The organism is Ihuprevotella massiliensis, from assembly GCA_900095835.1.
In the GTDB taxonomy this organism is placed as follows: domain Bacteria; phylum Bacteroidota; class Bacteroidia; order Bacteroidales; family Bacteroidaceae; genus Alloprevotella; species Alloprevotella massiliensis.
Genome location: LT608321.1, coordinates 2,574,373 through 2,601,229, shown reverse-complemented (window position 1 = coordinate 2,601,229; position 26,857 = coordinate 2,574,373). Strand labels below are relative to the sequence as shown.

19 protein-coding genes, 1 tRNA gene, 2 rRNA genes and 3 other annotated features are annotated in these 26,857 nt (G+C 48.4%); of the genes, 9 read left to right on the top strand and 13 right to left on the bottom strand.

The features are described from left to right. Window positions 1-101: 101 nt before the first annotated feature. The gene (locus BQ2633_RS10485) at window positions 102-1,157 is read right to left on the bottom strand and encodes an NAD(P)H-dependent glycerol-3-phosphate dehydrogenase (RefSeq protein ID WP_346048620.1); all 1,056 of its coding nucleotides are present in this window, start codon (window positions 1,155-1,157) and stop codon (window positions 102-104) included. Between the two features lie 188 nt (window positions 1,158-1,345). Then, a complete protein-coding gene (gene lysS, locus BQ2633_RS10480) occupies window positions 1,346-3,076 on the bottom strand; it encodes a lysine--tRNA ligase (protein WP_075566949.1) in 1,731 nt (576 codons plus the stop codon). Window positions 3,077-3,461: 385 nt separating this feature from the next. Here lysS and BQ2633_RS10475 point away from each other — a divergent pair, with 385 nt between their 5' ends. Next, window positions 3,462-4,148: a queuosine precursor transporter gene (locus BQ2633_RS10475; protein ID WP_075566948.1), complete on the top strand. Its 687-nt coding sequence runs from the start codon at window positions 3,462-3,464 to the stop codon at window positions 4,146-4,148. Between the two features lie 330 nt (window positions 4,149-4,478). Here BQ2633_RS10475 and BQ2633_RS10470 read toward each other — a convergent pair whose 3' ends face one another. Beyond that, on the bottom strand, window positions 4,479-6,545 hold the full coding sequence (locus tag BQ2633_RS10470) for a family 20 glycosylhydrolase (RefSeq protein WP_075566947.1): 2,067 nt from the start codon (window positions 6,543-6,545) through the stop codon (window positions 4,479-4,481). A 217-nt stretch (window positions 6,546-6,762) separates the two neighbouring features. On the opposite strand from BQ2633_RS10470, the gene BQ2633_RS10465 reads away from it, so the two are divergent. The 5 genes from BQ2633_RS10465 to groL all read left to right on the top strand — a co-directional run bounded on the left by BQ2633_RS10465 (window position 6,763) and on the right by groL (window position 10,982). Next, the gene (locus tag BQ2633_RS10465) at window positions 6,763-7,224 is read left to right on the top strand and encodes a low molecular weight protein-tyrosine-phosphatase (RefSeq protein ID WP_075566945.1); all 462 of its coding nucleotides are present in this window, start codon (window positions 6,763-6,765) and stop codon (window positions 7,222-7,224) included. A 98-nt stretch (window positions 7,225-7,322) separates the two neighbouring features. After that, window positions 7,323-8,027 carry a DUF2461 domain-containing protein gene (locus tag BQ2633_RS10460; protein WP_075566943.1) on the top strand — a complete coding sequence of 235 codons (705 nt, stop codon included), beginning with the start codon at window positions 7,323-7,325 and terminating at the stop codon, window positions 8,025-8,027. A 217-nt stretch (window positions 8,028-8,244) separates the two neighbouring features. Beyond that, on the top strand, window positions 8,245-8,550 hold the full coding sequence (locus tag BQ2633_RS10455) for a hypothetical protein (protein ID WP_083234075.1): 306 nt from the start codon (window positions 8,245-8,247) through the stop codon (window positions 8,548-8,550). Window positions 8,551-9,006: 456 nt separating this feature from the next. Continuing rightward, window positions 9,007-9,279: a co-chaperone GroES gene (locus BQ2633_RS10450; protein ID WP_075566941.1), complete on the top strand. Its 273-nt coding sequence runs from the start codon at window positions 9,007-9,009 to the stop codon at window positions 9,277-9,279. Window positions 9,280-9,344: 65 nt separating this feature from the next. Next, window positions 9,345-10,982, top strand: a complete 1,638-nt coding sequence (gene groL / locus BQ2633_RS10445) for a chaperonin GroEL (RefSeq protein ID WP_075566940.1) — start codon at window positions 9,345-9,347, stop codon at window positions 10,980-10,982. A gap of 346 nt (window positions 10,983-11,328) precedes the next feature. Here the strand turns inward: groL and BQ2633_RS10440 are convergent, their stop codons facing one another. Further along, window positions 11,329-12,132, bottom strand: a complete 804-nt coding sequence (locus BQ2633_RS10440) for a DNA alkylation repair protein (protein ID WP_075566939.1) — start codon at window positions 12,130-12,132, stop codon at window positions 11,329-11,331. Between the two features lie 209 nt (window positions 12,133-12,341). Between BQ2633_RS10440 and BQ2633_RS10435 the strand changes: the two genes are divergently transcribed. Next, window positions 12,342-13,622, top strand: a complete 1,281-nt coding sequence (locus BQ2633_RS10435; RefSeq protein ID WP_075566938.1) for an SO_0444 family Cu/Zn efflux transporter — start codon at window positions 12,342-12,344, stop codon at window positions 13,620-13,622. Between the two features lie 196 nt (window positions 13,623-13,818). Here the strand turns inward: BQ2633_RS10435 and BQ2633_RS10430 are convergent, their stop codons facing one another. From BQ2633_RS10430 to BQ2633_RS10415, 3 genes are all read right to left on the bottom strand, one after another. Continuing rightward, window positions 13,819-14,388: a sugar O-acetyltransferase gene (locus tag BQ2633_RS10430; RefSeq protein ID WP_075566937.1), complete on the bottom strand. Its 570-nt coding sequence runs from the start codon at window positions 14,386-14,388 to the stop codon at window positions 13,819-13,821. Between the two features lie 15 nt (window positions 14,389-14,403). Then, window positions 14,404-15,120, bottom strand: a complete 717-nt coding sequence (locus BQ2633_RS10425; RefSeq protein ID WP_083234035.1) for an aminotransferase class IV — start codon at window positions 15,118-15,120, stop codon at window positions 14,404-14,406. 198 nt (window positions 15,121-15,318) lie between these two features. Next, window positions 15,319-16,227: a helix-turn-helix domain-containing protein gene (locus BQ2633_RS10415; RefSeq protein ID WP_075566935.1), complete on the bottom strand. Its 909-nt coding sequence runs from the start codon at window positions 16,225-16,227 to the stop codon at window positions 15,319-15,321. A 127-nt stretch (window positions 16,228-16,354) separates the two neighbouring features. Here BQ2633_RS10415 and BQ2633_RS10410 point away from each other — a divergent pair, with 127 nt between their 5' ends. Continuing rightward, window positions 16,355-16,792: a cupin domain-containing protein gene (locus BQ2633_RS10410; protein ID WP_075566934.1), complete on the top strand. Its 438-nt coding sequence runs from the start codon at window positions 16,355-16,357 to the stop codon at window positions 16,790-16,792. Window positions 16,793-17,020: 228 nt separating this feature from the next. Here the strand turns inward: BQ2633_RS10410 and BQ2633_RS10405 are convergent, their stop codons facing one another. Both BQ2633_RS10405 and BQ2633_RS10400 read right to left on the bottom strand, forming a co-directional pair. Next, window positions 17,021-18,061, bottom strand: coding sequence for an aminodeoxychorismate synthase component I (locus BQ2633_RS10405; protein ID WP_083234034.1), 1,041 nt, complete (start codon window positions 18,059-18,061; stop codon window positions 17,021-17,023). Continuing rightward, window positions 18,054-18,440, bottom strand: coding sequence for a rhodanese-like domain-containing protein (locus BQ2633_RS10400; RefSeq protein WP_075566933.1), 387 nt, complete (start codon window positions 18,438-18,440; stop codon window positions 18,054-18,056). Before BQ2633_RS10400 ends, BQ2633_RS10405 begins: the two co-directional genes overlap by 8 nt. Window positions 18,441-18,883: 443 nt before the next feature. Between BQ2633_RS10400 and BQ2633_RS10395 the strand changes: the two genes are divergently transcribed. Continuing rightward, window positions 18,884-21,073, top strand: a complete 2,190-nt coding sequence (locus tag BQ2633_RS10395) for a glutamine synthetase III family protein (RefSeq protein WP_075566932.1) — start codon at window positions 18,884-18,886, stop codon at window positions 21,071-21,073. A 119-nt stretch (window positions 21,074-21,192) separates the two neighbouring features. Here the strand turns inward: BQ2633_RS10395 and BQ2633_RS10390 are convergent, their stop codons facing one another. The 4 genes from BQ2633_RS10390 to BQ2633_RS10375 all read right to left on the bottom strand — a co-directional run bounded on the left by BQ2633_RS10390 (window position 21,193) and on the right by BQ2633_RS10375 (window position 26,235). Next, window positions 21,193-22,185, bottom strand: coding sequence for a hypothetical protein (locus tag BQ2633_RS10390; RefSeq protein ID WP_075566931.1), 993 nt, complete (start codon window positions 22,183-22,185; stop codon window positions 21,193-21,195). Window positions 22,186-22,784: 599 nt separating this feature from the next. Further along, a 5S ribosomal RNA gene (gene rrf, locus BQ2633_RS10385) occupies window positions 22,785-22,895 on the bottom strand. Between the two features lie 109 nt (window positions 22,896-23,004). Then, window positions 23,005-25,894, bottom strand: a 23S ribosomal RNA gene (locus BQ2633_RS10380). 267 nt (window positions 25,895-26,161) lie between these two features. Then, window positions 26,162-26,235, bottom strand: a tRNA-Ala gene (locus BQ2633_RS10375). A gap of 127 nt (window positions 26,236-26,362) precedes the next feature. Then, window positions 26,363-26,486 (bottom strand) — a sequence feature (16S ribosomal RNA rRNA prediction is too short). 63 nt (window positions 26,487-26,549) lie between these two features. Next, window positions 26,550-26,645 (bottom strand) — a sequence feature (16S ribosomal RNA rRNA prediction is too short). Between the two features lie 27 nt (window positions 26,646-26,672). Continuing rightward, window positions 26,673-26,838, bottom strand: a sequence feature (16S ribosomal RNA rRNA prediction is too short). Window positions 26,839-26,857 lie beyond the last annotated feature (19 nt).

Genomic DNA, 26,857 nt, shown 5'->3' with positions numbered 1-26,857 from the left:
TCACAGACATCACGCCAGCGACAAAGTTCTTGTGCTTATATATAATATGGAGTAGCGAAGAGTTTGCGGTTGATGGCAACGATTGGCAGGGAGCATTTGCCCTATCTGATGGACTCTGTGAGGAGTTTGATTTCCAGCGGTGGAGAGATGCGCTCATACAAGATGTCGTAAACGGCATCAAGGATGGGCATATTGACGCGATAGCGCTGATTGATATGGCGCATGCAACGCACACCGTAGTAGCCTTCTGCGATCATCTCCATTTCCATCTGGGCGTTTTTCACGCTATAACCGCGACCGATCATCTGACCAAACACACGATTGCGCGAGAAGTTGGAATAACTGGTCACCAACAAGTCGCCGAGATAGGAACTATCGTAGACATTTCGCTCGACAGGATAGACTGCGCTCAAGAAACGATGCATTTCCTGCACAGCACTCGCCAAGAGAACTGAGAGGAAATTGTCACCATATTGCTGTCCCGAACAAATGCCGGCTGCGATGGCATAGACATTCTTGAGCACGGCTGCGTATTCGATGCCAATGACGTCTTGCGAAACTGACGTTTTCACATAGTCGTTGGCAATCAACTGCGCCATGGTACGCGCGCGCTCCACGTCGGTGCAGCCTACGGTGAGGTAGGTGAGTCGATTGAGCGCCACTTCTTCCGCGTGACTTGGACCACCGAGCACCATCAACTGGTCTTCGGGCACCCCAAATGTAGTGCGGAAGTATTCGGTACACACCACGTTTTCATCAGGAACAATGCCTTTGATGGCTGTCATGATGTACTTATTGTGGAGCGTAACTTTGAGTTTTTTGAGCTGGGCTTTGAGATAGGGGGACGGGGTGACGAAGATGAGGGTATCAGCCTCGCGCACCACCTCATTGATGTCGCTACTAAAGTGGATACGATCAATGGGGAACTTCACCGTGGTGAGGTAGGTGGGGTTGTGCTCATAGCGTCGAAACTCCTCGATGGTCTCGTCGCGACGCACATACCAAACGATTTCGGGCACGCTCTCTAAAACAATTTTAGCTACGGCTGTCGCCCAAGAACCGCTACCAATAATGGCGATTTTCCCAGGAAACTCGGCCAAACCACGACTGTCTTCGTTGCTATCGCCAAATCCGAAGAAAGAACTGAAACTAGGCATAAGGAGAAGTAGGCTTAAGTATGGTCGATAGAGGGGAATAATAATAGAGATTCGACTGAAACCTCTGCAACACTGTAGCTCCGCGAAGGGAACAGGCAAGAGGGAAGAGGTTGAAGTCAAAAGAAAATACGGCATTGGTGAGGCGATATGTCCTATCGTCCCCACCAATGCAGCATGATGTGATGTGCTTATGCACCAAGGGCTTCAATCCAAGCTGCGATGTCAGCCACAGAAGGTTTGGTTATTTCGAGTTGATACTTCTTGATAACCTCGCCCATCTGCTGTTGAATCTTCTGAGGATTGGCATCCTTGAGGTCTTGCACCAGATAGTAGCCCACCTTTTGCAGCACGGGCACCAACTCAGCTGGGATGCCGAGGGGAAGATAAGCCTCAACCTTGTCCTTAGCAGGGAGTTTCTCGGGCTTCATTTGTGGGAAGAAGAGCACTTCTTGGATAGTGGTGTTGCCAGTGAGCAGCATCACCAAGCGATCGATGCCGATGCCGATGCCAGAAGTAGGAGGCATGCCATATTGGAGAGCGCGGAGGAAGTCTTGGTCGATGAGCATTGCTTCATCGTCACCCTTGTCAGCCAGGCGCATTTGTTCGACGAAACGCTCTTCTTGGTCGATGGGATCGTTCAACTCTGAGTAAGCATTTGCCAACTCCTTACCATTTACCATCAATTCAAAACGCTCGGTCAAACCAGGTTTGCTGCGGTGCATTTTGGTGAGGGGCGACATTTCCACAGGATAGTCCGTGATGAAGGTGGGCTGAATGAACTTGCCTTCGCAGGTTTCGCCGAATATTTCATCGATGAGCTTGCCCTTACCCATGGTCTCATCCACCTCGATGCCGAGTTTTTCAGCGATGGTGCGGATTTCTTCTTCCGACTTTCCGTTGAGGTCATAGCCAGTTTCTTCCTTGATAGCCTCGAGGATGGGGAGACGACGATAAGGAGCTTTGAAGCTAATCACCTTGCCATCAATTTCTGTTTCGGGTTTGCCGTTCACCGCGATGCAAATTTGCTCCAACATACGTTCGGTGAATTCCATCATCCAGTTGTAGTCCTTGTACTGCACATAGAGTTCTACACAGGTAAACTCAGGATTGTGCGTGCGGTCCATACCTTCGTTGCGGAAGTTCTTACCAATTTCGTAGACACCTTCAAAGCCACCCACGATGAGACGCTTGAGATAAAGCTCAGTAGCGATGCGGCAATACATCTCTTGGCTCAAAGCGTTGAAGTGCGTGATGAAGGGGCGCGCAGAAGCACCGCCAGGAATATTCTGGAGTGTGGGAGTTTCTACCTCAGTGTAGCCAGCTTGGTCCAAGATGCTACGCATAGTGGTGATTACCTTTGCGCGCTTGTAGAAGGTTTCTTTGACATTGGGATTCACAATCAAGTCAACATAGCGACGGCGATAGCGCAATTCGGGATCTTCGAAAGCGTCAAACACTTCGCCATCCTTTTCTTTTGGACTGGGAAGTGGCTTCAAACTCTTCGCCAAAAGGGTCAATTCGCGCACGTGCACAGAGATTTCCCCTGTTTTGGTGCGGAAGACGAAACCTTTCACACCGATGAAGTCGCCCAAATCGAGGAGTTTCTTCACCAAAGAGTTGTAAAGAGTCTTATCTTCTTCGGGGCAGATGTCATCGCGTGTGATATACACTTGGATGCGTCCACGAGAATCGAGAAGTTCGAGGAAGGTAGCCTTACCCATCACGCGACGGCTCATCATGCGACCAGCGATGCAAACCTCACGGGGTTCGTCTTCATCGCGGAAGTTTTCGATGATTTCATCGCTAAAAGCGTTGGTGGGATATTCAGCTGCGGGATAAGGGTCAATGCCAAGGGCACGAATCTCATCGAGTGACTTGCGACGAGCAATCTCTTGCTCACTGAGTTCGAGGATATTCATAGGAAATGTGTTCAAATCTGTAAGATGCGCTGTTTCGACACACGCTCATTTCGGCTATGCTGACGGAGCGTTTCACGCGGGTTTTGAGATTTTCAGAGCTTCCCTCTCCCACTATCGATTGGTGCAATCTTAGGCTAATCTAATATTTGTGGCAAAGATACGATTTTCTTTTGAAAGTCTCTGTGCTACACAAGGACATTTCGCGCGATTCTCCACATAGAAATCCAATTTTCCGTCGTCTTTGCACAACTATACTGGGAACGTGCAACTTATTTGGTCAGAAATTCGTATCTTTGCACACCTGTTGCCTCTTCCGCCTTGCCCACGGCGGTGGAAGAAGGTGGCAAAGTGTAGTTGCTAACCACTCTAAAAACAAGACTTTTTTATGTCCTCTTCAAAAAATGTGAGCCTTTCGCTCTTAGTGCTGAGCGTGGTGTTCTGTGTATGCCTCGTGGCATCTAATCTGTTTGAAACGAAATTGGTGCAAATTGGTCCAATTTCCATGACCGCAGGTTTTCTAGTTTTTCCTATTTCTTACATCATTAACGACGTTGTCGCCGAAGTTTGGGGCTACCGCAAGGTGCGCCTGCTCATCTGGCTGGGATTTTTCATGAACTTCCTCGTTGTTGCCATCGGACGACTTGCCGTGTTGCTCCCTGCAGCTCCCTTCTGGAAAGGGGAAGAACACTTTGATTTTGTCTTCGGACTAGCTCCGCGCATCGCTTGCGCCAGCTTCATCGCCTTCATCATTGGCTCGTTTCTCAACGCTTGGGTGATGAGTCGCATGAAAATCTCAGATGGCGGTAAGCATTTCTCCATCCGCGCCGTAGTTTCCACCTTAGTGGGCGAGACAGGCGACTCACTGATTTTCTTCCCCATCGCATTTTGGGGCTTGGTCTCTGTGACGGAGATGCTCAAACTTATGGCGGTGCAGATTGTGGCTAAGACACTTTATGAAATTATCGTCCTGCCCATCACCATTCGCATCGTAAAATGGGTGAAACTTCGCGAACAAACGGACGTGTTTGACCACAATGTGAACTATCGTATTTGGAGAATCTTTGATGTGTAATCGTAATTGTTTGAGGTGCAATCGTAATGATTCAACATGTACTCCAATTAGTTCGATGCATCATCCGATTTCTTCGGTATATCCTCCTGATAGTCCGACATTTTTTCCACAAAATTCACTTTAACTAGGGCTGTTTTCGCACCTCATCTCCTGCGAAATCCCTAGTTTCTCTTTCATTTGCAACTTCACCACAATGGGGCAATGCGACATACTGCGCATTGCCCCATTATTTTTTGAGTGAGTCTTGATGAAAAGAGCTTTGTGCCCCTCTTCTTCTACATTATTATCGCCTCATCTAGTTTGAGAAAACATCTCATCTAGTTTGAGAAATCACATCGCGCGACGGCGAGACTTGCCAACAGCTCGCTTGTGCTTACTTGGAGAATAGACAATTCCCTCCAGTGCATTGCGACCACTCTTGTCGGTGAGCACGAAAGTAAACATCCATTTTTTGAGGCGCGTGCCATTCGGATTGAAGGGAAGTTTGAGGAGCACCTTGTTCCAGCCCTTTTTGAGGGAGAGTGGCATGGCAGGACGAGCCGTAAAGTTTTCATTCTCCAACAAATCTTCGTTGCTCATGGAAATTTTCCCTGCATTCTTCCAAGCGGGAGCCAGGATTTCCGCATCGTTGAGCCAAATCCTTGCGCCCATTCTGTCCCAATGTCCGTTGTCGGGGGCAAAATCTTTCTCCGAACGGCCGTAATTATAGAGTTCTATGAGCGCCCCTACATCTTGCGTTTTGGGAGAATAGACATACGTCCAAGCATAAGCCGTGGTGTTCTCCTTCGGCTGGGCATAATAAGCAGGGATCGTGCCTTCTCCCCACGTGTGCCTCAGATAGATACCCGCTCCAGTGGCATAACCTGTGGTGTATGTCCGCCCTTGATAGATGTAACTACTCTTCAAGCCTTCTGTTTCTGGGGGAAACTTCATCGCCGCGTTGCCGTTATTGGGAAAAGCCTCGGTGATGGCCCACTGCACATTCGTTTGGCGCACATAGGGGATGGACACTTGCTGCAAAGTAGTGGCTTTGTGATAGAGGAATCTCCGTTCCCAATCGGCAAATTTCTCATATTCCTCGCCAGAAGACGGAAGCATCACCCCACCCTTTTCGATATATGCTTTGCCTCCTCCTATCCATCCGCGTTCCGCAGAGGCAAGTGCGTTGGCATAGAAGTTGTTTTGCGTCAAAATGTCGTCTTGTGTGGGGAGTTTGCGGTCGTTCCACAGACAAGATATCGTACCTGCGATTTCGGCATTCCCACGCGCCGCATAATAAATGCTACTTTTGTAGATGCCCACTAGGTCGGCAAAGACGTCAAAGTGGTTGATATAGTTGTAACGGCAGTCGATATTGGGAATGCCTTTCACGAGTTTTCCGCGTGTGCTCCACATCTGTGTCATGTCCACCTTGTGATTTTGGATAGCCACTCCATTGATGGGATTCCACACGACAGCTTTTTTGCCCAGACTATGGATTTTGTCGATAATCGTGTTGAGGAAGTTCGGGTAGGTTATCGTATGTTCATCAGCCCCAAAATGAATATAAGGCGCACGCACAAAGACTTTTGCAACTTCCTCTAGGATGGTTTGCAATTCTTGCATGCCTTGCTCGGTCTGCATATCGTGTCCCATGGCGCGAACAAAGGCTTGGCTATGACCGGGCATATCGATTTCGGGGATAATCGTCACACCGCGCTCATAAGCATATTCTTCCAATTCGCGACACTCTGCCTGAGTATAGAACTTTCCAGGGAAGCGCGTCATGGAAGTTGCTGAGGTGAGTTGAGGGAAAGCCTTGACTTCAAAGCGCCACGCTTGATTTTCAGTCAAATGCCAATGGAAGACATTGAGCTTAAACTGCGCCAACAGATCAATTTGTCGCTTTAGTTCTTCGATAGCAATGAAAGACCGACCCACATCGTGCATCACGCCACGCACTTTGAAGGCTGGAAAATCCGTCATCGTCAGCGTTTCCACTTGTGGACTGCCCTCGGTGCCCAACGCCAGTTGGCGCAGCGTTTGTGCCGCTCGCACCACGCCGATGGGCTCAGCCACAGTGATGGTGATTCTGTTGGGAGAAACATCCAAACGATAGCCTTCGTTGCCAAATCCTGCCAGAGGATAATCGAAGGTATTGAGCGATTTGTCCATCACAACGTGCACCGTAGCAGCGGAACTCTCGGAGAAGGTGGCGCCATTGTCGGTGAGCACCTTGCGAAGTAGTGGAGTATTTGTAGCATCGTCCAACCGCAAGGCACGCTGCAAGACGAAATACCCTGCCTGCTTGGTGAGTTGTTGCGGACGAGGAAGGAGATGTTCTGTTTTCGCAGGCGAAGATAAGGAGAAAGCACCAACACAAAGGAGGAAGACGAGTGCGAATGGTATTCTAAACATAAGGAGAAAAAGAGTGGAGAGGTACGTACCTATCAAATCAATTAGGCCATCTATCCAACGATAATTGCCTACAAAGATACAAAATCGCAGGAGGATTCGCCCGTATTCCGCGCGGTTTCTTGGATAGACCTTCTGTTTCTCATAAGAAAGGCACCAGCACCTCAAAAAAATCTCGTATCTTTGTATTATAGTTCAAGCACATACTCACTAGACACTTATGAATATTCTCTTTATTTGTTTGGGCAACATCTGCCGCTCTCCGTTGGCTGAGGAAGTTTTCCGCCAAGAAGTTCAAAAAGCGCATCGCACTGCCGATTTTCCCATCATAGATTCGGCAGGAATGATTGACTATCACGAGGGCGAACTCCCTGATCATCGCATGCGCCAACAAGCGGCAGCACGTGGCTACGCACTCACACACCACTCTCGTCCCATGACGGCAGAAGATTTTCGCACCTTCGATTGCATCGTTGCCATGGATGCAGACAATCTCCGCAGACTGCGCGAAAAATGCCCTGAACCAGATTTGATGAACAAGGTGGTGTTGCTCTCCGACAATCTCACAGCGCATCCTGATTTCACGTCAATTCCCGACCCTTACTACGGCACTTTGGCTGATTTCGACCTCGTGATTGACCTCTGCGAAGATGCTTGCGCGCATTTGCTCACGCAATTATAATAGGGCGATAGACTTCTAGCATAAGGTAATAGACATTTATATAATAAGGCTATCCACCTTTTCAGACAACATCCCAAACTACTAGATTATACTCTTCTATGAAATCTGTCATCAACTTCCTTCAACAGCTCCAAGCCAACAACAATCGGGAGTGGTTTCACGCTCACAAAGAGGAATACAAGGCAGCACAAGCCCGCTTCCATGCCTTTGCCGAAACCATGATTGCGCAGATAGCCCAGTTTGACCCCACCGTGGCTGGACTAACGGCAAAAGATGTGACCTATCGCATCCAACGCGACACCCGTTTCTCGGCAGATAAACGCCCTTACAAAGGACACATGGGCTTATTCATTGCGCGTGGCGGTAAGAAATCGGGCTTTTCTGGCTATTATTTCCAGTTGGGTGCCGATGACAATGCCGCAGACTTCGGATCCATTCATTGGGAATCGCAGCACATCGTTGCCCCAGGGCATTACTGCATCGAGCCCAAAGCACTTCGCATCCTTCGAGAAGACATCATGGACGGCGAAGGCGATTTCGACAAACTAGTGCGTGAAACAGCCGATAATCGCTTTCAACTCCTGCACATCAATGAGCTGAAACGAAATCCTAAAGGCTTTCCTGCCGATGCACCTTGGAGCGAATACCTGCGATTGAAGAGCTTCTGTCTAGCCTTTGCTCCTAGCACAGAGGAGATCACTGCAGACGATTTCCCTGAACGCTTGGCACAATATTTTAGCACTACGACACCTTTCCTCAACTACATCAACAGAGCTATAGAGTATGCTCGGGAAGAAGAATAAGAAATTTGTAAAGGCTCGGCAGCACCTTGGGAAACCTCATTTTAGCAACTCAAGTTGCTTATCGCGCAATTTTGAGCGTCCAGAATGTTTTCCAACCTAAATTCTCGAATTTTCTTTGAGATTTTTCTTGGAAGTCTTAGAAGAAAAACATACTTTTGCCAGAGTAAAACAGATTTATCTGACAAATAACATTCAACAACCACAAAAAAAAGACAACATGAAACTATTCAATGCAAACGCTGCGGCTAAATGCCTTGCATTCGCTGCGCTCCTCGCTTTCGGTCTCAATGCTGCTGCACAAGACGTGAAGCAAGCTGACAAAAAGGAAACTTGCTGCAAAAAAGACAACAAGAAGTGCTGCAAGAAAGAAGACAAAAAGGACAACAAAAAGTGCTGCAAGAAGGAAGACAAGAAATCTTGCAAGAAGGGTTGCATGAACGACTGCAAAAAGGAATGCAACGAAAAGAAGGGTTGCTGCGGCGAACAAGGTTGTGGCGACAAAAAGAGCTGCGACAAGAAGTAATCCTGCTCCCTTTCTAGTGCTATTTGCACTTCCAGCATAAACGGAGGTGTTGCAAAACGAGTTTTGCAACATCTCCTTTTTTGTTTGACAAAGGAATAAATGCTAAGCATTGAGAGGGAGGGTGAAGGGAAGGTACTGAAGTATGTGACCAAAGCTAATTTCGAAGATAACGCAATAGTTTCGCCTTGGTCCCCCTGAGTTTTTTTTGTACCTTTCACTATTTCATTCAGCAGATACATTTTTCAATCGCCTACTTTTCATGCAGACTGTAACTGACAAAATGTCGTTTTTATAAAAGAAAAAACAAGTTTGGCAGGAACTTTGCATCTTATGAAAGCAACAAAGCAAGCATTTGCTGCGTACTCTAATCTCCCCAACGAGAAAAACAAAGAAAAGAGGTCGAAGAAGCATCGACAATTTCTCATTGCATTTCAAAACACATAAAGATATAAGACAATGAATATCCAACCTCTAGCTGATCGCGTGCTCATCAAGCCCGCACCCGCAGAAGAAAAGACCATCGGTGGCATCATCATTCCCGACACAGCCAAAGAAAAACCTTTCAAGGGCGAAGTGATGGCAGTAGGTCAAGGCACAAAAGACGAAGAAATGGTGCTCAAAGTGGGCGATATCGTGCTTTATGGCAAATATTCTGGCACAGAAATCGAAGTAGAAAACGAAAAATACCTCATCGTTCGTCAGAGTGAAGTCTTGGCTGTAGTGAAATAAGTCTAAGCATTACACACTCCCTCCCCTACTTCTTCCTATTACTCTCTCAAAAATAGCATACAACAATGGCAAAAGATATAAAATACGACGTAGACGCTCGTGAACTTCTCCGTCAAGGTGCCGACGCCTTGGCTAACGCAGTGAAGGTAACCCTCGGTCCTAAGGGCCGCAATGTGGTCATCGAAAAGAAATTTGGCGCACCTCGCATCACCAAAGACGGTGTGAGCGTAGCAAAAGAGATTGAACTAGAAGATCCTTTCCAAAACGCTGGTGCACAATTCGTCAAGAGTGTAGCCTCTAAGACGGGTGATGATGCAGGTGATGGCACCACAACTGCCACCGTGCTCACACAAGCCATTCTCACCGAAGGCATGAAAAACGTGGCTGCTGGTGCTAATCCTCTCGACCTCAAGCGTGGTATCGACAAGGCTGTGGGCAGAGTGGTGGAAAGCATCAAAGCGCAAGCAGAACAAGTGGGTACCAACTACGACAAAATCGAACAAGTAGCCACTATCTCTGCCAACAACGATGCTGAAATCGGTAAGCTCATTGCCGATGGTATGCGCGAAGTGTCTGTAGATGGCGTGATCACCATCGAAGACGCCAAGGGTCGCGACACTGTCCTCAAGACCGTGAAGGGTATGCAGTTCGACCGTGGTTATCTCTCTGCTTATTTCGTGACGGATCCTGAGAAGATGACTTGCGAAATGGAGAATCCACACATCTTGATTTACGATAAGAAGATCTCCAACCTCCAAGAATTCTTGCCCGTGTTCAAACTTACAGTAGAAAGCGGCCGTCCTTTCCTCGTTATTGCTGAAGATGTAGACAGCGAAGCATTGACCACTCTCGTCGTGAACCGCTTGCGCACACAATTAAAGATTTGCGCTGTGAAAGCTCCTGGCTTCGGCGACCGTCGCAAAGCCATGCTCGAAGATATTGCTGTGCTCACTGGCGGTGTAGTGATCAGCGAAGAGAAGGGTTTGAAGCTCGAACAAGCCACAATCGACATGTTGGGCACAGCCGACAAAGTGAGTATTTCTAAGGATTTCACGACTATTGTGGACGGACATGGCGAAAAAGACGCTATTGCACAACGTATCCAACAAATCAAGAACGAAATCAAGAACTCCACTTCTGAATACGACAAGGAGAAGCTCCAAGAACGTTTGGGCAAACTCTCTGGTGGTGTGTGCGTGCTCCAAGTGGGTGCGGCTAGCGAAACCGAACAGAAGGAAAAGAAAGATCGTTGCGACGATGCACTTTGCGCCACTCGCGCTGCTGTCGAAGAAGGTATCGTGACCGGTGGTGGCGTGGCTTATATCCGCGCTCAAGCAGCTCTCGAAGGATTCTCTGGCGACAACGCTGACGAAAACACGGGTATCCAAATCATTCGCCGTGCCATCGAAGAACCTCTCCGTCAAATCTGCAAGAACGCAGGAGTGGAAGGCGCAGTTGTCGTAAATAAGGTGCGCGAAGGCGAAGGAAACTTCGGTTACAATGCAAAGAACGACACGTATGGCGACCTTCGCGAAGTGGGTGTTGTGGATCCTGCCAAGGTGACTCGCGTGGCACTTGAAAATGCTGCATCAGTGGCTGGTATGTTCCTCACCACAGAATGCGTAATCTGCGACAAGAAGGAAGATACTCCCGAAATGCCCATGGGTGCTCCCGGCATGGGTGGCATGGGCGGCATGATGTAATCTCCCGCACTTCCCTATAACCCAAGCTCAACGCTGAAGACTTACATAGCTCTTCAAACACTGAGCTCCAAAGATAAGGAGATGTTGCAAAAACGAGTTTTGCAACATCTCCTTTTGGTGTTTTATAAAGGGATAAAATGCAAGGCATTGAGATGGAGGCTGAAGGGAGCGTACTGAAGTACGTGACCAAAGCTGATTATCGAAAAAAACACAGCAGTTTGCTCTTTATGAAACACCCTGTTTTTTGTGCCAAATCAGGAGAAATCCCCCCATTGCTCACCTTTGTGACAAAGGATGTCCGTGGATAGTGTCGATGTGTCGCACCTCAGTTAAGACACCACCGCCATTACATCTTCTCCACCGGACGTTTGAGCAAGAGCAATTCGCGTTTGGTCTCCGCATCAATGCGATATGACTCGCGAATCTTCTGAATTGCCTTGTTGTGTGTCCATGCAGGCAGGAGGTTTTGTGCCAACCACGCTTGCGTATCTTCGGGGCAATGCGTGAAACATTCCGCTACCGCCCACGCCACTGCCATGCGCACATAGTAGTCTTCGTGAGTGATGGCAGCAAGTTGCGCCAAAAATGGTGCTAGATGGCTCTGTTTGGCAAAATACTGCAATCCCATCACCACAGCAAAACGAATTTCGTAGGTGCGCTGTGCCGAGAAATAGGGCAAGATGAACGACCAAACCTCCGCTTCATGCGCTGCCACCCAGCGTTTGCCACCCGAAAAACAAAAGATGTCGCAGACCGACCAACTGTGGATACTGGGCACCCATCGCGCCACCCGTTGCAAATAGTCTGCCACGTCGGTGACACGCCATTGACTCAGCACAAGTCCATGTAGGGTTCGGGCTTCCATCCATCCGAAATCCACTTCTGGTTGCACTGATGCTCCATTCTTTTGTTCAGACTCACGCAGTTTTTCCAGCGCAACATAGTGCGCTGCCAACCTTTCGGCTTCCTGCAAATAATCTTCTTGCGTGCCGCTTTTGATGATGTCTTTCGCCAGTTTGCGCAAATCGGGAATACGCACTCCCAGCACACCAGGAATGTTGGGATGCAAGCGTTGGTTGAACTCCCTATTGCCACGTTGCGCGAGCGACAAAAGGTGTTGGTCGATGGTTTGGTTGTGAATCGTGTACATAGTGCGCAGAGTTGAATAAAAGATTATAGAGAAACGACTACAAAAATAGGTATTTTACACTGCATTAAAACCATTTATTACGCAGAATCAGCCTGATTATCCACAAAAATGTAACTTTGCAGGGAAATAGAGATTAGACGTTAGAGTCTTCCTTTCGCCCCCTCTACCTTAGTACAGCATCTTGAGATGCTACATAAAAAACTAAACTTATGCAAGAAATAATCCACCTCATTCACGAGATGTCGCCCTATCTCCTCCTCGGTTTCTTCATCGCAGGACTGATGCACGCCTTCGTGCCTGGACGACTCTACAGCCAATATCTCAGCGGAAATGACCTCCGCTCCGTGCTCTATGCCTCGCTCTTCGGCATTCCCCTACCCCTCTGCTCATGCGGGGTGATTCCCACGGCTATGTCGCTGCGCAAAGAAGGAGCTTCTCGAGGAGCCACCACCGCCTTCCTCATCGCCACTCCTCAAACGGGAGTGGACAGTATCTTTGCTACTTACTCACTTCTCGGACTTCCTTTTGCGATAGTTCGTCCTGTGGCAGCACTGGTCACGTCTGTCTTTGGCGGAATGATGGTGAATCGATTTGCCTCCCTCGAAACTGAAGCTCAGAAAGCGGCAGTAGAGGCTGAAATCAGCAGAGCTACCTGCACCATCGAGGCGCAACAACCCTCCTTTCTTGGAAAACTGAGCATCGCCTTTCGCTATGGGTTTGTCGACATGTTGCGCGACATTGGCAAATGGCTTTTGATGGGTTTGGTCGTTGCTGGACTTATCACCCTCTTTGTGCCCGACAACTTTTTTGTGCAATTCGCAGAAATTCCCTTCCTTAGCTACATTGTGGTGCTGCTCATCGCCATCCCTATGTATGTCTGCGCCACTGGAAGCATACCCATCGCAGCCGCGCTCATGCTCAAGGGGCTCTCGCCTGGTGCAGCTCTGATTCTCCTCATGGCAGGTCCAGCAGCCAACATGGCTTCTGTGCTAGTGGTGCATCGCGCCTTGGGACGTCGCAATCTCATCGTCTATCTTGCATCGCTTATTCTCGGCGCAGTGGGCTTTGCACTCCTCATCGACTATGCGCTCCCACGCACATGGTTCACCCACTTTGCCGTACCTACAGAAGCTAGCTGCCACATAGAAACTCCGTGGTTTCAATGGGCAAGCACGCTCCTCCTTGGTGCGCTTTTGATTTATGTCTTCATCGCGCTTCCACTGTGGAGAAAACTCCATCCACAAACGGAGTGGACCATCGACCAATCATCTTCTTCTGCCACCCTCGTGCGCAAGTTTGCCGTGGAAGGCATGACCTGCAATCACTGTCGCAACCACGTGGAACGCGCTATTCTCGGAGTGGAGGGAGTGACCCAAGCCACAGTGTCGCTCGAAGATGCCGAAGCTCAAATCATCGGCACGGCTTCGGACGAAGCACTCATCCAAGCTGTAGCAGAGATAGGCTATCAACTCAAACCAAAAGCGGAATAAAACCTGCCACTCCTCCAGAGCATCCGTCAGATTGCTCTGATATAACCAAGAGATGGGGCACAGATTCAACAGCGAACTGCGCGTTTTCCTTCCAATCACTTCCCCATTTCTCAACAAAACAGCGACACTACACAGAGAAATTCTCTAGTGCAGTGTCGCTATTTTCATAAAGTTGTAGTGTCCTAAGACATTATCGCTAAGCCTGCTCACTCTCCTTGAGACATTTCACCGGACGACAAGGATTGCCCACCGCCACGCAGTTGCTGGGAATGTCCTTCGCCACCACACTTCCTGCACCGATGGTTACATTGTCTCCAATGGTGACACCGGGCAAGACGGTGACTCCCCCACCAATCCACACATTGTGACCGATGGTGATGGGTTCTGCCCACTCCTGTCGGGAGTTCCGCGCCACGGGATCAGTGGGATGACAAGCTGTGTAAAGCCCGACATTAGGTCCGATGAAACAGTTGTCGCCAATGGTGACGGGAGCTTCGTCGAGCACTGTGAGATTAAAGTTGGCAAAGAAGTCTTCGCCCACGGAAATATGACTGCCATAGTCGCAGTGAAAAGGCTGATTGACAATCACTCTTTCGCCCGTCTTGCCTAAAATTTGCTTGATTTTTTCCGTGCGTTGGGCACGGTCGGTAGGGCGAATCTGATTGTACTCAAAGACGGCATCTTGAGTGGTAAAAAGTTCACTAAGAATTTCAGGGTTGCAAGCATCGTAGATGTGCCCTGCAAGCATTTTTTCTTTTTCGGTCATGGGATAAACTGAGATTTAATGGGTTGTGGGAGGAAGGAGGGCTACCATGGGAAGTTCGATTTCTCCCCACGCTAGCATGGCATTGAACAGTCGGATGCGGGAAAACTCCGAAAGACGATCGAGGGTCAGCGCGGTGTCTTCATGGATAGTGCCAGCGCGCAGGAGAGCTGCCCGATGCGTACCGCGAAGCAAAGGACGCGCAGGTGTGTACCACCGATTGTGCTGTTCGTGCCACAAGGCAATGTTGGCAATCGACGTGTCTGTGAGCAAATGATCTCGCACCATCAGCACATCATCACAACCGTTTCGTTGGTCAAAACACTCCGTGATGACCTTGCGATCGGTAGATTTGAGCGCGTAGTCCACATGGTCTGCCACCACCAGACGGAGCGAGCGTACCAACCGTGGGGCATAACTCTGGAAGGTGATGGAGCGAATGCCCTCTGCTCCATAGACAATGCGCGCCATCGTGCGCCCTTGACGACAATCTTCGGGCATTTGTGCTGAAGTTGCCACCCAGAGTTCGGGCAAATCCTCACTAACATCTCGCCACCCTAAGGCTTGACAAGCCGCTTGCATGCGAGCCAAATGAAAAGGCAAGCGCACCACTGCTCCATCTGTGAGACACATAGTCTCTACCAACTCACTGGGCAGATCTAAATGTGCTGCATCCACCTGAAAATCGGGCAAATAAGCCAAGGATTCATGGAAGAGTTTGTCGAACATCAGCATACTATTTTGTTATCCTTACGAAGGGAGAAAAAAAACGTGGGAGTTTTTCCAAAAAACGTCGGAGATTTTCCAAAAAACGTCGGAGTTTTTTCAAAAAACGTGGGAGAAAATTTTGAAGATGTCGAACGATTTTGCAAAGGTCGGCAATACGTTGCATTTCCTACGAAAAGACTAATAGGAAAATATGGAGACGCCCGTTCACAAGGCGGTGGCGATGTGATGTCCCTTATATTCCTCCTTAAATTCAGTGATGGTTTGCCCCGTCTGCTTCTTGAAAAAGCGCATAAAGTGACCAGGTTCTGAAAAATGAAACTCGTAGGCTAGTTCGCTGGCTGTCTTATTGGTAAATAGAATCTCGTTTTTGATTTCTGCCAACAAGCGTTTTTTCAAGAGGTGAGTGGCCGTTTGTCCATACTGCGCTTGCACTGCTGCATTGAGGGTCACGCGACTGATGCGAAGCATATCGGCATAGTCTGCCACCTGCTGATGCGTGCGAATGTGCTGTTCGAGGAGTTGTTTGAACTCATAAGCATGATAATTCTTAGGAGCTGCAAAGGGAAGGTCATAAGAAGTGGCATATTGCCGATTGAGCAAGATGAGAAGATAGTGCAACAACGACACCATGATGTGATAACTATCGCCCACTGGATTCACCAACTCTTGCTGAATGCGCTCCAATACTTGCACATACTCTGTCTCATTCTCGGGCTTCATGTCGAGAATGGGCGCAAAGTCTGTTTGATGACAATAGAGCAAACGATAGGTGAAGAAGGGATCTGCCAGATAGATATTGAGAAAGTCGTGGCGGAAAAATAGGAAACGCGCCTTAACCTCTCCTTCTTCGATGTGCCACTCTTGTTGCACATGGGGAGAAAGCACCAAAACACTATGATCTTTTAACTCGATTTGCTGAAAGCCATATCGCAAGTGTCCTTTGACTTTATCGAAAAAGAAAAGCTGAAAATAATCCGTCTTGAAGGTCGGATGCTCCATGAGTGCCCCTTGTAGATCGGGATAGTCGCCCACGGCGATATTGAAGTCTACCCCACAACGCGTGCGGCTGAAGGGTACTGTGGTGAGGGTGAAAGGAAGGGACGAAGTTTTCATGACACAAATGTACAAATTCTTGAGGATTTATCAAAATGGCAGAGTATATATCATAAAGGGTAGAAAGAGATTACGCCAAATGCTGTTCCTTTGCACTTGTAATTAAAACCCTAAAAACTCAAAGAAAATGGCTAAACAAGTAGAAGTAAAAAATCAAGGCAACCACTTCACAGCAGTAAACGTGGGCAAGTTGAACGAAATCAAGGACTTTGCCCTTGACCTGGGTGTGATCACCATTCCTGGCAAAACCTTCTTGGGACAAGCTCTTCAAACCACAGGTGCTGAAATCTCCTTCCAAAGTCTGGCAGCTGGTCAAGACTATGCTGCACGACATGCACACAAGACTCACGAAGAACTCTATTTCTTCTTGAAGGGAAGTGGAGAATTTGAGGTGGATGGCGAATTTTTCCCCATCACAGAAGGTAGCGTGGTGCGCGTGGCTCCCAAAGGTGTGCGCAATTTCAAAAACACTGGCGACTCTGAAATGCTGATGCTCTGTGTGCAATATAAGGCAGACTCTTTCGATAAAGAGGATAGCCCTATGAATGATGCTATTATGATGTAATGTACTTATTGCTAATTAAGACGATGGCTAGGAATTGTGAGGAAAAACAGCTGACTGCTTTTACCTTACACCGCATGCAACTCACTAAACAAACGAAGCGTTGGGCTCTCTGTTCAACGCTTCGTTATGGTATATCTCCTAATTGCGCACAATGCTGCTTAAAGGAGGGGGATAAATCGCAAAAAAATCAGTGGACCCATACTCTACAATACTCTACGAAGAAAGGGGCTATCCGATAGGGGCATAGACTTTGTCGAGCAATTCTTGGTATTCGCTTTCGGCATCGCTGCGCGTGGTGATGCCACCGCCTGCCTTGAACACCAGACTGCCATCGGACTGCTGTTCGGCAAAACGAATCATAACAGCACTTTGCAGGGAGGTGCCATCGAAACAGCCCATGATGCCAGTGTAATAGTCACGATCGTAGGTCTCAGCTTCGGCAATGCTCTGCACCGTGGCGCGCTTGGGGGCACCGGTGATGCTCCCAGCAGGAAGCAGAGGCATCAAAATGTCGCCCAGTTGAGAGAGATAATTTTCGGGCAGACGTCCCACGATTTCACTACTCGTTTGGAGCAACGCGCCGCGATGGGTATGAATCTCTTCGACATAGCGATAGCGCGCCACATGCACCTCCGTGGCGATTTGGCTCAGGTCGTTGCGCAAGAGGTCTACGATGGTGGCGTGCTCGGCTTGCTCCTTAGCGTTGGACAACAAGGTTTGTTCGGCTTGGGGCAAAGTGGCATCGATGGTGCCTTTCATGGGGAAAGTGCGAATGATGCCTTCGGTGATTTCCACAAAGGGCTCGGGCGAAAAGCAGACAAAATGGTCTTTCCAGAGAAGTTTGTAGGGAGCGCGTGCCGCAGTGTAGAGTTGCTCCAACGTGAGATTGGTGCGCACGGGCACAGCAAAGGTGAGGTTGGTCAAAAAACTATCACCTCGATGGAGGTGGTGTTGGACGATGTGAAACGCTCGCTGGTAGTCACTGAAATCGGGAGCAGAGATGTCCCACGCGATTTGCGAAGGGAGAGGAGAACAAGGCGCAAAATCCCCAGCGGAAATGGGAGAAAATCCGCTTCCCAAACGACCTCTAAACTCAAACGTGAGGGCATCGGTGTGCCACTCTTCGAGCGGGATCATCACGACTTGCGAAGCCTGATAATTGAGCACAAAGAAGAAACGCCGCCGCTCAGCACCCCACTGATTCATGAGGTGCTGAGCGGTTACCACATCGTGGACAAAGGGGAGTAAACTTGGGGAGAGATTAGTCATCTTGCTCTACGGGACGACCGCTTGCAGCCCAACCCAGGAAACCAGAATCGAGATCAGTGACTTGAAATTTTAATCTAGCCAAGAACATGGCGGCTTGTTTGCTGCGCGCTCCACTGCGACAATACACTGCCACGGGGAGATTGGCATCGAGTTGGGTCTGAGCTCTGGGCAAGAAGTCGGGAGCCATCACGTCCATATTGGTACTACCGGGGATGTGACCTTCGGCATACTCTACAGGGGTGCGCACATCGAGTAACTGCACCTCGGGATGGGATTTCAGATAGGCTTCAAATTCGCTAACAGAAAGAGAGGGGAAAGGGAGCATAGACTTGAAGAGCTTTTTAAGAGGTTTGAAGATTTGAGCAATAAATCGTGGCATAATCATAGGATTTAGGGCAGGTTCTTGGCAGACAATGAGGAACTTGCTCAGAACCAGCCTGAGGTTTTGTGCTACACCCGATGTGCTAGCACCTAGGCAAAATTACGTTTTTCTGTGGAAAGTGCCAAGAACGTATGCAGATTTATCGTGTACGAGTTCTACAAGAAAGTTATCTTTGCTCCATGTATTCACCCATCGTCTTATGGTGATAAGAAGATGAGATGTGAAGAACTCTATTTCTTTGGGATACTCCCTTAGAAATTCCATTACATTCTGCAAAGGCAAAATAGCAAACACGATTGTATTTTGCAAAAATAGCCTACTAATCTAGGAAAGATAACCTGAAAACAGGACACGCACGGGGTTTTACCTTGATTTTTTCGTAACTTCGCTAGTGATTTTATCACTTCATCCCCCCTTATCCCCTCACACACTCCTCACGAATGAGCACACTGAGATTTAAAGTGGTCGAAGAGGCGTTTAAGAAACGTCCCGTGCCTGTGGCTGCTCCAGCCGAACGTCCGTCAGAATACTACGGCAAGTATGTCTTTACGCAAGAGAAGATGCGCAAGTATCTCCCTCTCCGCACCTACCAACAGTACGTGCAGGCACTTGACAACGGCACTCCCCTCGACATCCCTACCGCCAATGTGATAGCACAAGGCATGAAACAATGGGCTATTGAAATGGGAGTGACACACTACACACACTGGTTTCAACCGCTCACGGAAGGTACTGCCGAAAAGCACGACGCTTTCGTGGAACACGATGGCAAAGGTGGCATGGTGGAAGAGTTTTCCGGCAAACTACTGGTGCAACAAGAGCCTGATGCTTCGTCATTCCCCAACGGTGGTATTCGTTCCACCTTTGAAGCGCGCGGCTACACGGCTTGGGACCCTGCTAGTCCGGTGTTTATCATCGGCGATACGCTCATGATTCCTACCGTGTTCATCAGTTATACAGGTGAAGCGCTGGACTATAAAGCTCCGCTCAAAAAATCGCTTGCGGCAGTGAACCAAGCGGCTTTGGAAGTTTGCCGATATTTCTATGATGATGTGCAAAAAGTTTCCACCAATCTGGGTTGGGAACAGGAATATTTTTTGGTAGACGAGGGTCTTTATGCCGCTCGCCCTGACCTTTTGCTCACCGGTCGCACGCTGATGGGACACGATAGTGCAAAGAATCAGCAGATGGAAGACCACTATTTTGGGGCTATTCCTGAGCGCGTGGCAGAATTTATGCGCGATTTGGAAATCCAAGCTCTGGAATTGGGGATTCCCTGCAAGACCCGCCACAACGAAGTGGCTCCTAACCAATTTGAACTTGCACCCATCTACGAAGAATGTAACTTGGCAGTGGACCACAATATGTTGCTCGTGTCGCTCATGCGCAATATCGCTCGCAAACACGGCTTCCGCTGCTTGTTGCACGAAAAACCTTTTGCAGGCGTCAACGGTAGTGGTAAACACAACAACTGGTCGCTCACCACGGACACTGGCGTGATTCTCCACTCTCCTGGCAAGACGCCTGAAGAAACCCTCCGTTTCCTCACTTTCGTCGTGGAGACCTTGGTGGGTGTATACCGTCACAATGGTTTGCTCAAAGCGAGTATCATGAGTGCAACAAACTCACACCGTCTGGGTGGACATGAGGCTCCTCCTGCCATTATCTCCTCGTTCTTAGGTAAGGAATTGAGCGAATTGATTGACACCGTGGCTAATTCTAGTTCGGACGAACTTACGGCTATGGGTGGAAAACAAGGGGTGAAGCTGGATATCCCACAGATTCCCGAAATTCTCGTAGACAATACGGACCGCAACCGCACTTCGCCCTTCGCTTTTGTGGGTAACCGCTTTGAATTCCGCGCACTGGGTTCTAGCGCCAACTGCTCTACGGCTATGATTGTGCTGAACACTGCCGTGGCAGAGGCTTTGTGCGACTTCAAAACTCGCGTGGATGCGCTGATTGCTCAAGGGACTGAGCGCACGAAAGCCATTCTCACGATTCTCCGCGAAGACATTAAAGCTTGTCGCCCCATTCTGTTTGACGGTAATGGTTATTCTGAAGAATGGCAGAAGGAGGCGCTCCGCCGTGGCTTGGACTGCGAAACGAGCTGCCCCATTGTCTTCGATCGCTATCTCGATGAATCGAGCATCGAAATGTTTGAGCGTATGCACGTGATGACACGCAACGAACTCGCTGCTCGCAACGAGATTAAATGGGAAATCTATTATAAGAAGGTGCAAATCGAAAGCCGCGTGCTGGGCGACCTTTGTATGAATCATATTATTCCCGTTGCCACAAAATATCAAAGCGTGCTGGTGGACAATGTGAGCAAGATTTTCAGCGCTTTCCCTGCAGAAAAGGCAAAGCAACTGAGTGCTTATAACGTGACGCTCATCGAGAAAATCAATGCGCACACGGACTTCATCGTGAATGCTGTGGACGAAATGGTGAACAAGCGCAAGTTTGTGAACAAGCTCTCCTCAGTGCGCGATCTTGCCGTAGCTTATCACGATGAGGTAGAACCTTATCTTCACGCGATTCGCCGACATATCGACAAACTTGAACTGATTGTCGAGGACGAAATGTGGACGCTCCCCAAATATCGTGAGCTTCTCTTCGTGAGATAAACGATGCTGGTGCATCACTCTTCCCATAAAAGAGCTTATTTCAAAATAAAAAGGGCTGATACTTCCGTTGAAGTATCAGCCCTTTACGTTATAGTATGGCGCTAAAATTGCATTAGCGTTTACCGGACAGCAACAGTAGCGATGTTCATATTTTCCACATAATCGATTTGATATGAGCCCTTTGACTGAACAACATGCACGCGGATGCGTGTTTCCTGGCTTTCTGTCCGTTGTCCGTTATGCTCTACCTCTGGCCATTTCAGACGCACTTCGAAAGAATCGTCGGGCAATGGAGAGATAAACAGAGAATTCATATAGGCTTCGACGCAATCTTGCACTTCCAAGAAGATGTCATAATTCCATAATCCTTCAACAAATGGTTTAAAATACTCGGGGGCACAACTCTTTATCAAGGCAGCACGAATGTTGTTGGAAGGATCGTACATCGTTCCATTCATATATGCCATATAAAAGCCATAAAGAAAGAGTGCTTTATCCTTTTGCTCAGTTGATACACAAGGGGCGATGTGGGAATACGCTTGACTAAAGTCGGCATGTGTATCTTGTAACGTGGATTTCTCATTGACCGTAAAAACGAACTCACTATTTGCCCGTAGCCATAACTTGGAGTTATCTTTCGCCGTCAAAGGGAAATCCTTTGCCACCTTCAAGCGCAGCTCTTCTCCTGTTGGAGTTGACTTGTAGGAATGCACCAAATTCTTAAGGAACACATCAGAAGCTCCATCGATACAATTAACAGTGTATGTCTTACCATTTAGCGTAAGACTCAGACGATCTGCCTGATTATAAGTCATATATTCAACTCGTAAATCTGAAAGTGCGGCAGCATATACCTTATAGGTTGCGTCATACACCGAATCTGGATCTACAAGAGTTACAAAACGTGCCTTTTGATCCTCACGTTGTATCGACTTATTGTTGCCAATACGAAGATCAACAGTTGCTTTAGCAGGATAGGCAACAGCGGTAGAAAGTGAGTGATACTTTGACTGTACAAATGCAGGAGTGCCATAAGACTCTGTAAACGTGCTTTGTGCTGGTACTTCTGCTATACCTAATGCCAAAGCTAAACCGATAAGTAATGCGCGCATAATGATAAACGGTATAAAGATATAAGACGAAAAGATGTGAGAAAGGAATAAAATAGGACGAAAGTGCAATAAAGCTGCGTGAGTGAGAAACGAAATTGCGCGCGAGAGATAGAAACAAAATCGTCTCACAAGCAAGCAGGTGCGAACAACCTTCTAAACTAAACCAATCCACATCACAGCGCAAATGTAGATAAAAAGAAAGAAACGAAAAAAAAAAAACTGAGTAATTTTCAAGAAACAACAAGAAGTTCATGCTTTGAACAAGAATAACGGCGAAAAATGACAGGCAATTACAGAAGAGACAAGAAGGAATGCTCAAAGAAAACAAGTACTTCTCGAAGATAAATGCTTAAGAGAACTACAAGGTATATACGTTTTCAACCTCAAAACCTGCGATAAGCCTAAACCTGCACGACGTGAGTATCCATAAACAATTATGGTTTCGCAAGAGCAGCAAAGGAAGACCGTAACTCGAGGGTATATCTCTTTGAGCAATTTCACTGATATTGCAAAAAAGGATAGCGTGTAAGGAATAAAAATCAGCAAGTGTAGAAACAAAAAGAAAGCCCCAAGTTCACAATGAACTCAGGGCTTTCGTAAAATGGCGGCGACCTACTCTCCCGCGGGTGTGCAGTACCATCGGCGCGGTCGGGCTTAACTTCTCTGTTCGGAATGGGAAGAGGTGGAACCCCGTCGCTATAACCACCGGAAATATCTCTTGAACATGCAACGCTTTCGCATTCTCCTTGTAACTCTAACTTTAGTCTTCTTATTCAGAAAACAAGCAAACAAAGCAGCTTTAAGTGTATTCCACCAAAGGAATAGAAGTTTCGGGCAATTAGTAGTGCTCGGCTTTGACGTCACCGTCTTTACACCTACACCCTATCAACGTTGTAGTCTACAACGACCCTTATGAGGAAATCTAATCTTGTGGCCGGCTTCGCACTTAGATGCTTTCAGCGCTTATCCGATCCCGACGTAGATACCCGGCGGTGCAGCTGGCGCCACAACCGGTAAACCAGAGGTCAGTCCAACACGGTCCTCTCGTACTAGTGTCAGAGCCACGCAAATTTCCTACGCCCACGATAGATAGAGACCGAACTGTCTCACGACGTTCTGAACCCAGCTCGCGTGCCACTTTAATGGGCGAACAGCCCAACCCTTGGGACCTTCTCCAGCCCCAGGATGTGACGAGCCGACATCGAGGTGCCAAACCACTCCGTCGATATGAGCTCTTGGGAGGGATCAGCCTGTTATCCCCGGAGTACCTTTTATCCTTTGAGCGATGGCCCTTCCATACGGAACCACCGGATCACTATGCTCTGCTTTCGCACCTGATCGACTTGTAGGTCTCTCAGTCAAGCGCCCTTTTGCCATTACACTCTACGGCCGGTTACCAATCGGCCTGAGGGCACCTTTAGAAGCCTCCGTTACGCTTTTGGAGGCGACCACCCCAGTCAAACTACCCACCAAACGCGGTCCTCTCATCTGAGAGTTAGGAACCAGACAGCCAAAGGGTCGTATTTCAACAGCGGCTCCACAAACACTGGCGTGCCTGCTTCATAGCCTCCGACCTATCCTACACATCGACTGCCCAATTACAACGTTAAGCTATAGTAAAGGTTCACGGGGTCTTTTCGTCCCATCGCGGGTAATCGGCATCTTCACCGATACTACAATTTCACTGGAATCATGGTTGAGACAGTGCCCAGATCATTACACCATTCGTGCAGGTCGGAACTTACCCGACAAGGAATTTCGCTACCTTAGGACCGTTATAGTTACGGCCGCCGTTTACTGGGGCTTCAATTCAAACCTTCGACCGGAGTCTAAGCTCTCCTCTTAACCTTCCAGCACCGGGCAGGTGTCAGACTGTATACTGCATCTTTCGATTTTGCACAGCCCTGTGTTTTTGTTAAACAGTTGCCTGGGCCGATTCTCTGCGCCTCACATTGCTGTGAGGACCCCTTATTCCGAAGTTACGGGGTCAATTTGCCTAGTTCCTTAACCATGAATCTTCCAAGCGCCTTAGTATATTCTACCCGACTACGTGTGTCCGTTTACGGTACGGGTATCTTTGCTGTTAAGCTTAGCGGATTTTCTCGGGAGTAGGATTACCTTCACTATTACATTGTCCGAAGACGCTGTATACTATCGACTTTCAGCTCAGATGGTGGATTTGCCTGCCATCCTCATAACCTACAATCTTTAACGAGCTATTCCGTCAGCTCGCGGAAGTGTCACTCCTCCGTCTCCACATCGCCAACAAAGATAGTAACGGAATATTAACCGTTTCTGCCATCGGCATCACCATTAGGTTGAACCTTAGGTCCCGACTGACCCAGGGACGATTAACGTTGCCCTGGAAACCTTAGTCTTTCGGCGAGAGTGCATCTCACACTCTTTATCGTTACTTATACCTACATTTGCTTTTCATGAAGCTCCAACAGAGGTTATCCTCTATCTTCAAGGCCGCATGAATGCTCCCCTACCGATATCAAATAGATATCCCACGGCTTCGGCAATAGACTTTATACCCGATTATTATCCATGCACAGTCCCTCGACTAGTGAGCTGTTACGCACTCTTTGAATGAATGGCTGCTTCCAAGCCAACATCCTAGCTGTCACGGGGACCACACTTCGTTAGTTTAACTTAGCCTATATTTCGGGGCCTTAGCCGGTGGTCAGGATTCTTCTCCTCTCGGGCGTGGACCTTAGCACCCACGCCCTCACTCCCGGGCTTAGCCTGTGTGCATTCGGAGTTTGTCTGGACTTGATAGGCGGTGAAGCCCTCGCATCCAATCAGTCGCTCTACCTCACACAGGGAACGCCCGAGGCTGCACCTAAATGCATTTCGGGGAGTACGAGCTATCTCCAAGTTTGATTGGCCTTTCACTCCTACCCTCACCTCATCCAGAAGCTTTTCAACGCTTATTGGTTCGGTCCTCCATCCCGTGTTACCGGGACTTCAACCTGGACAAGGGTAGATCACTTGGTTTCGCGTCTACCACCGCCGACTATGCGCCCTATTCAGACTCGCTTTCGCTTCGGCTTACGTGCTTCATAGCACTTAACCTTGCCGACGACGGTAACTCGTAGGTTCATTATGCAAAAGGCACGCCGTCACACCATAAGGTGCTCCGACCGCTTGTAGGCGTACGGTTTCAGGAACTTTTTCACTCCTCTAAAAGAGGTGCTTTTCACCTTTCCCTCACGGTACTGGTTCGCTATCGGTCTCTTACGAGTATTTAGCCTTGGCGGATGGGCCCGCCGGATTCAGACAGGATTTCACGTGTCCCGCCCTACTCAGGATACCACTATGCTTCATACGATTGTCGAGTACGAGACTGTCACTCTCTATGGTCGCTCTTTCCAAAGCGTTCCTCTAACTGTAATTCTTGCAACGTCGTGGTCCTACAACCCCATATAGACCGAAATCTATATGGTTTGGGCTCTTCCCCGTTCGCTCGCCACTACTAGGGGAATCATTATTATTTTCTTTTCCTAGGGGTACTAAGATGTTTCAGTTCCCCCCGTTAGCCTCCCGCATTTGCGGGATAACAGGTCTTCAACCTGCTGGGTTGTCCCATTCGGAAATCTGCGGATCAATGGTTATTTGCACCTACCCACAGCTTATCGCAGCTTATCACGTCCTTCATCGCCTGTAAGAGCCTAGGCATCCACCGTACGCCCTTAATTACTTCCTTTTCCTTATTCTAGTTTAGACGTTAGAGATTAGATCTTAGACGTTAGTCTTAGCTAATTCTTTCGTTACTAGAAGGTGGGAATATACTTAAAGCTGTACTTTCGTTTACCTTTGTTTCGTTACTTGGATGATTCTCTGTATTCGCATCTCACCTTGCGGTGGATGGAAACAAGAATCAACTTGTTGCGTGTTCAATATGTCAAAGATCTCGTGCTCTGTCATTATGCTTTGATGTGTTATCATCATTGCGACTGAGCAGTAGAATGAGTGGAGAATATCGGAATCGAACCGATGACCTCTTGCATGCCATGCAAGCGCTCTAGCCAGCTGAGCTAATCCCCCCGATTAGATAATCGGAAAAATCATAACCTATTGCGAGAAGTATAGGTGACAATCTACTAAATTGTACCATTTTCTTTTATTTCCATTCAAGTAACCAGGTAACTGAACTTCCAGAAAGGAGGTGTTCCAGCCGCACCTTCCGGTACGGCTACCTTGTTACGACTTAGCCCCAATCACCAGTTTTACCCTAGGCCGACCCTTGCGGTCACGGCTTTCAGGCACCCCCGGCTTTCATGGCTTGACGGGCGGTGTGTACAAGGCCCGGGAACGTATTCACCGCGCCATGGCTGATGCGCGATTACTAGCGAATCCAGCTTCATGGAGTCGGGTTGCAGACTCCAATCCGAACTGAGAGAGGTTTTTAAGATTAGCATCCTGTCACCAGGTAGCGACCTTCTGTACCCCCCATTGTAACACGTGTGTAGCCCCGGACGTAAGGGCCGTGCTGATTTGACGTCATCCCCACCTTCCTCACATCTTACGATGGCAGTATCCCTGGAGTGCCCAGCATTACCTGATGGCAACCAAGGAAAAGGGTTGCGCTCGTTATGGCACTTAAGCCGACACCTCACGGCACGAGCTGACGACAACCATGCAGCACCTCCAAGAGTGTCCGAAGAAA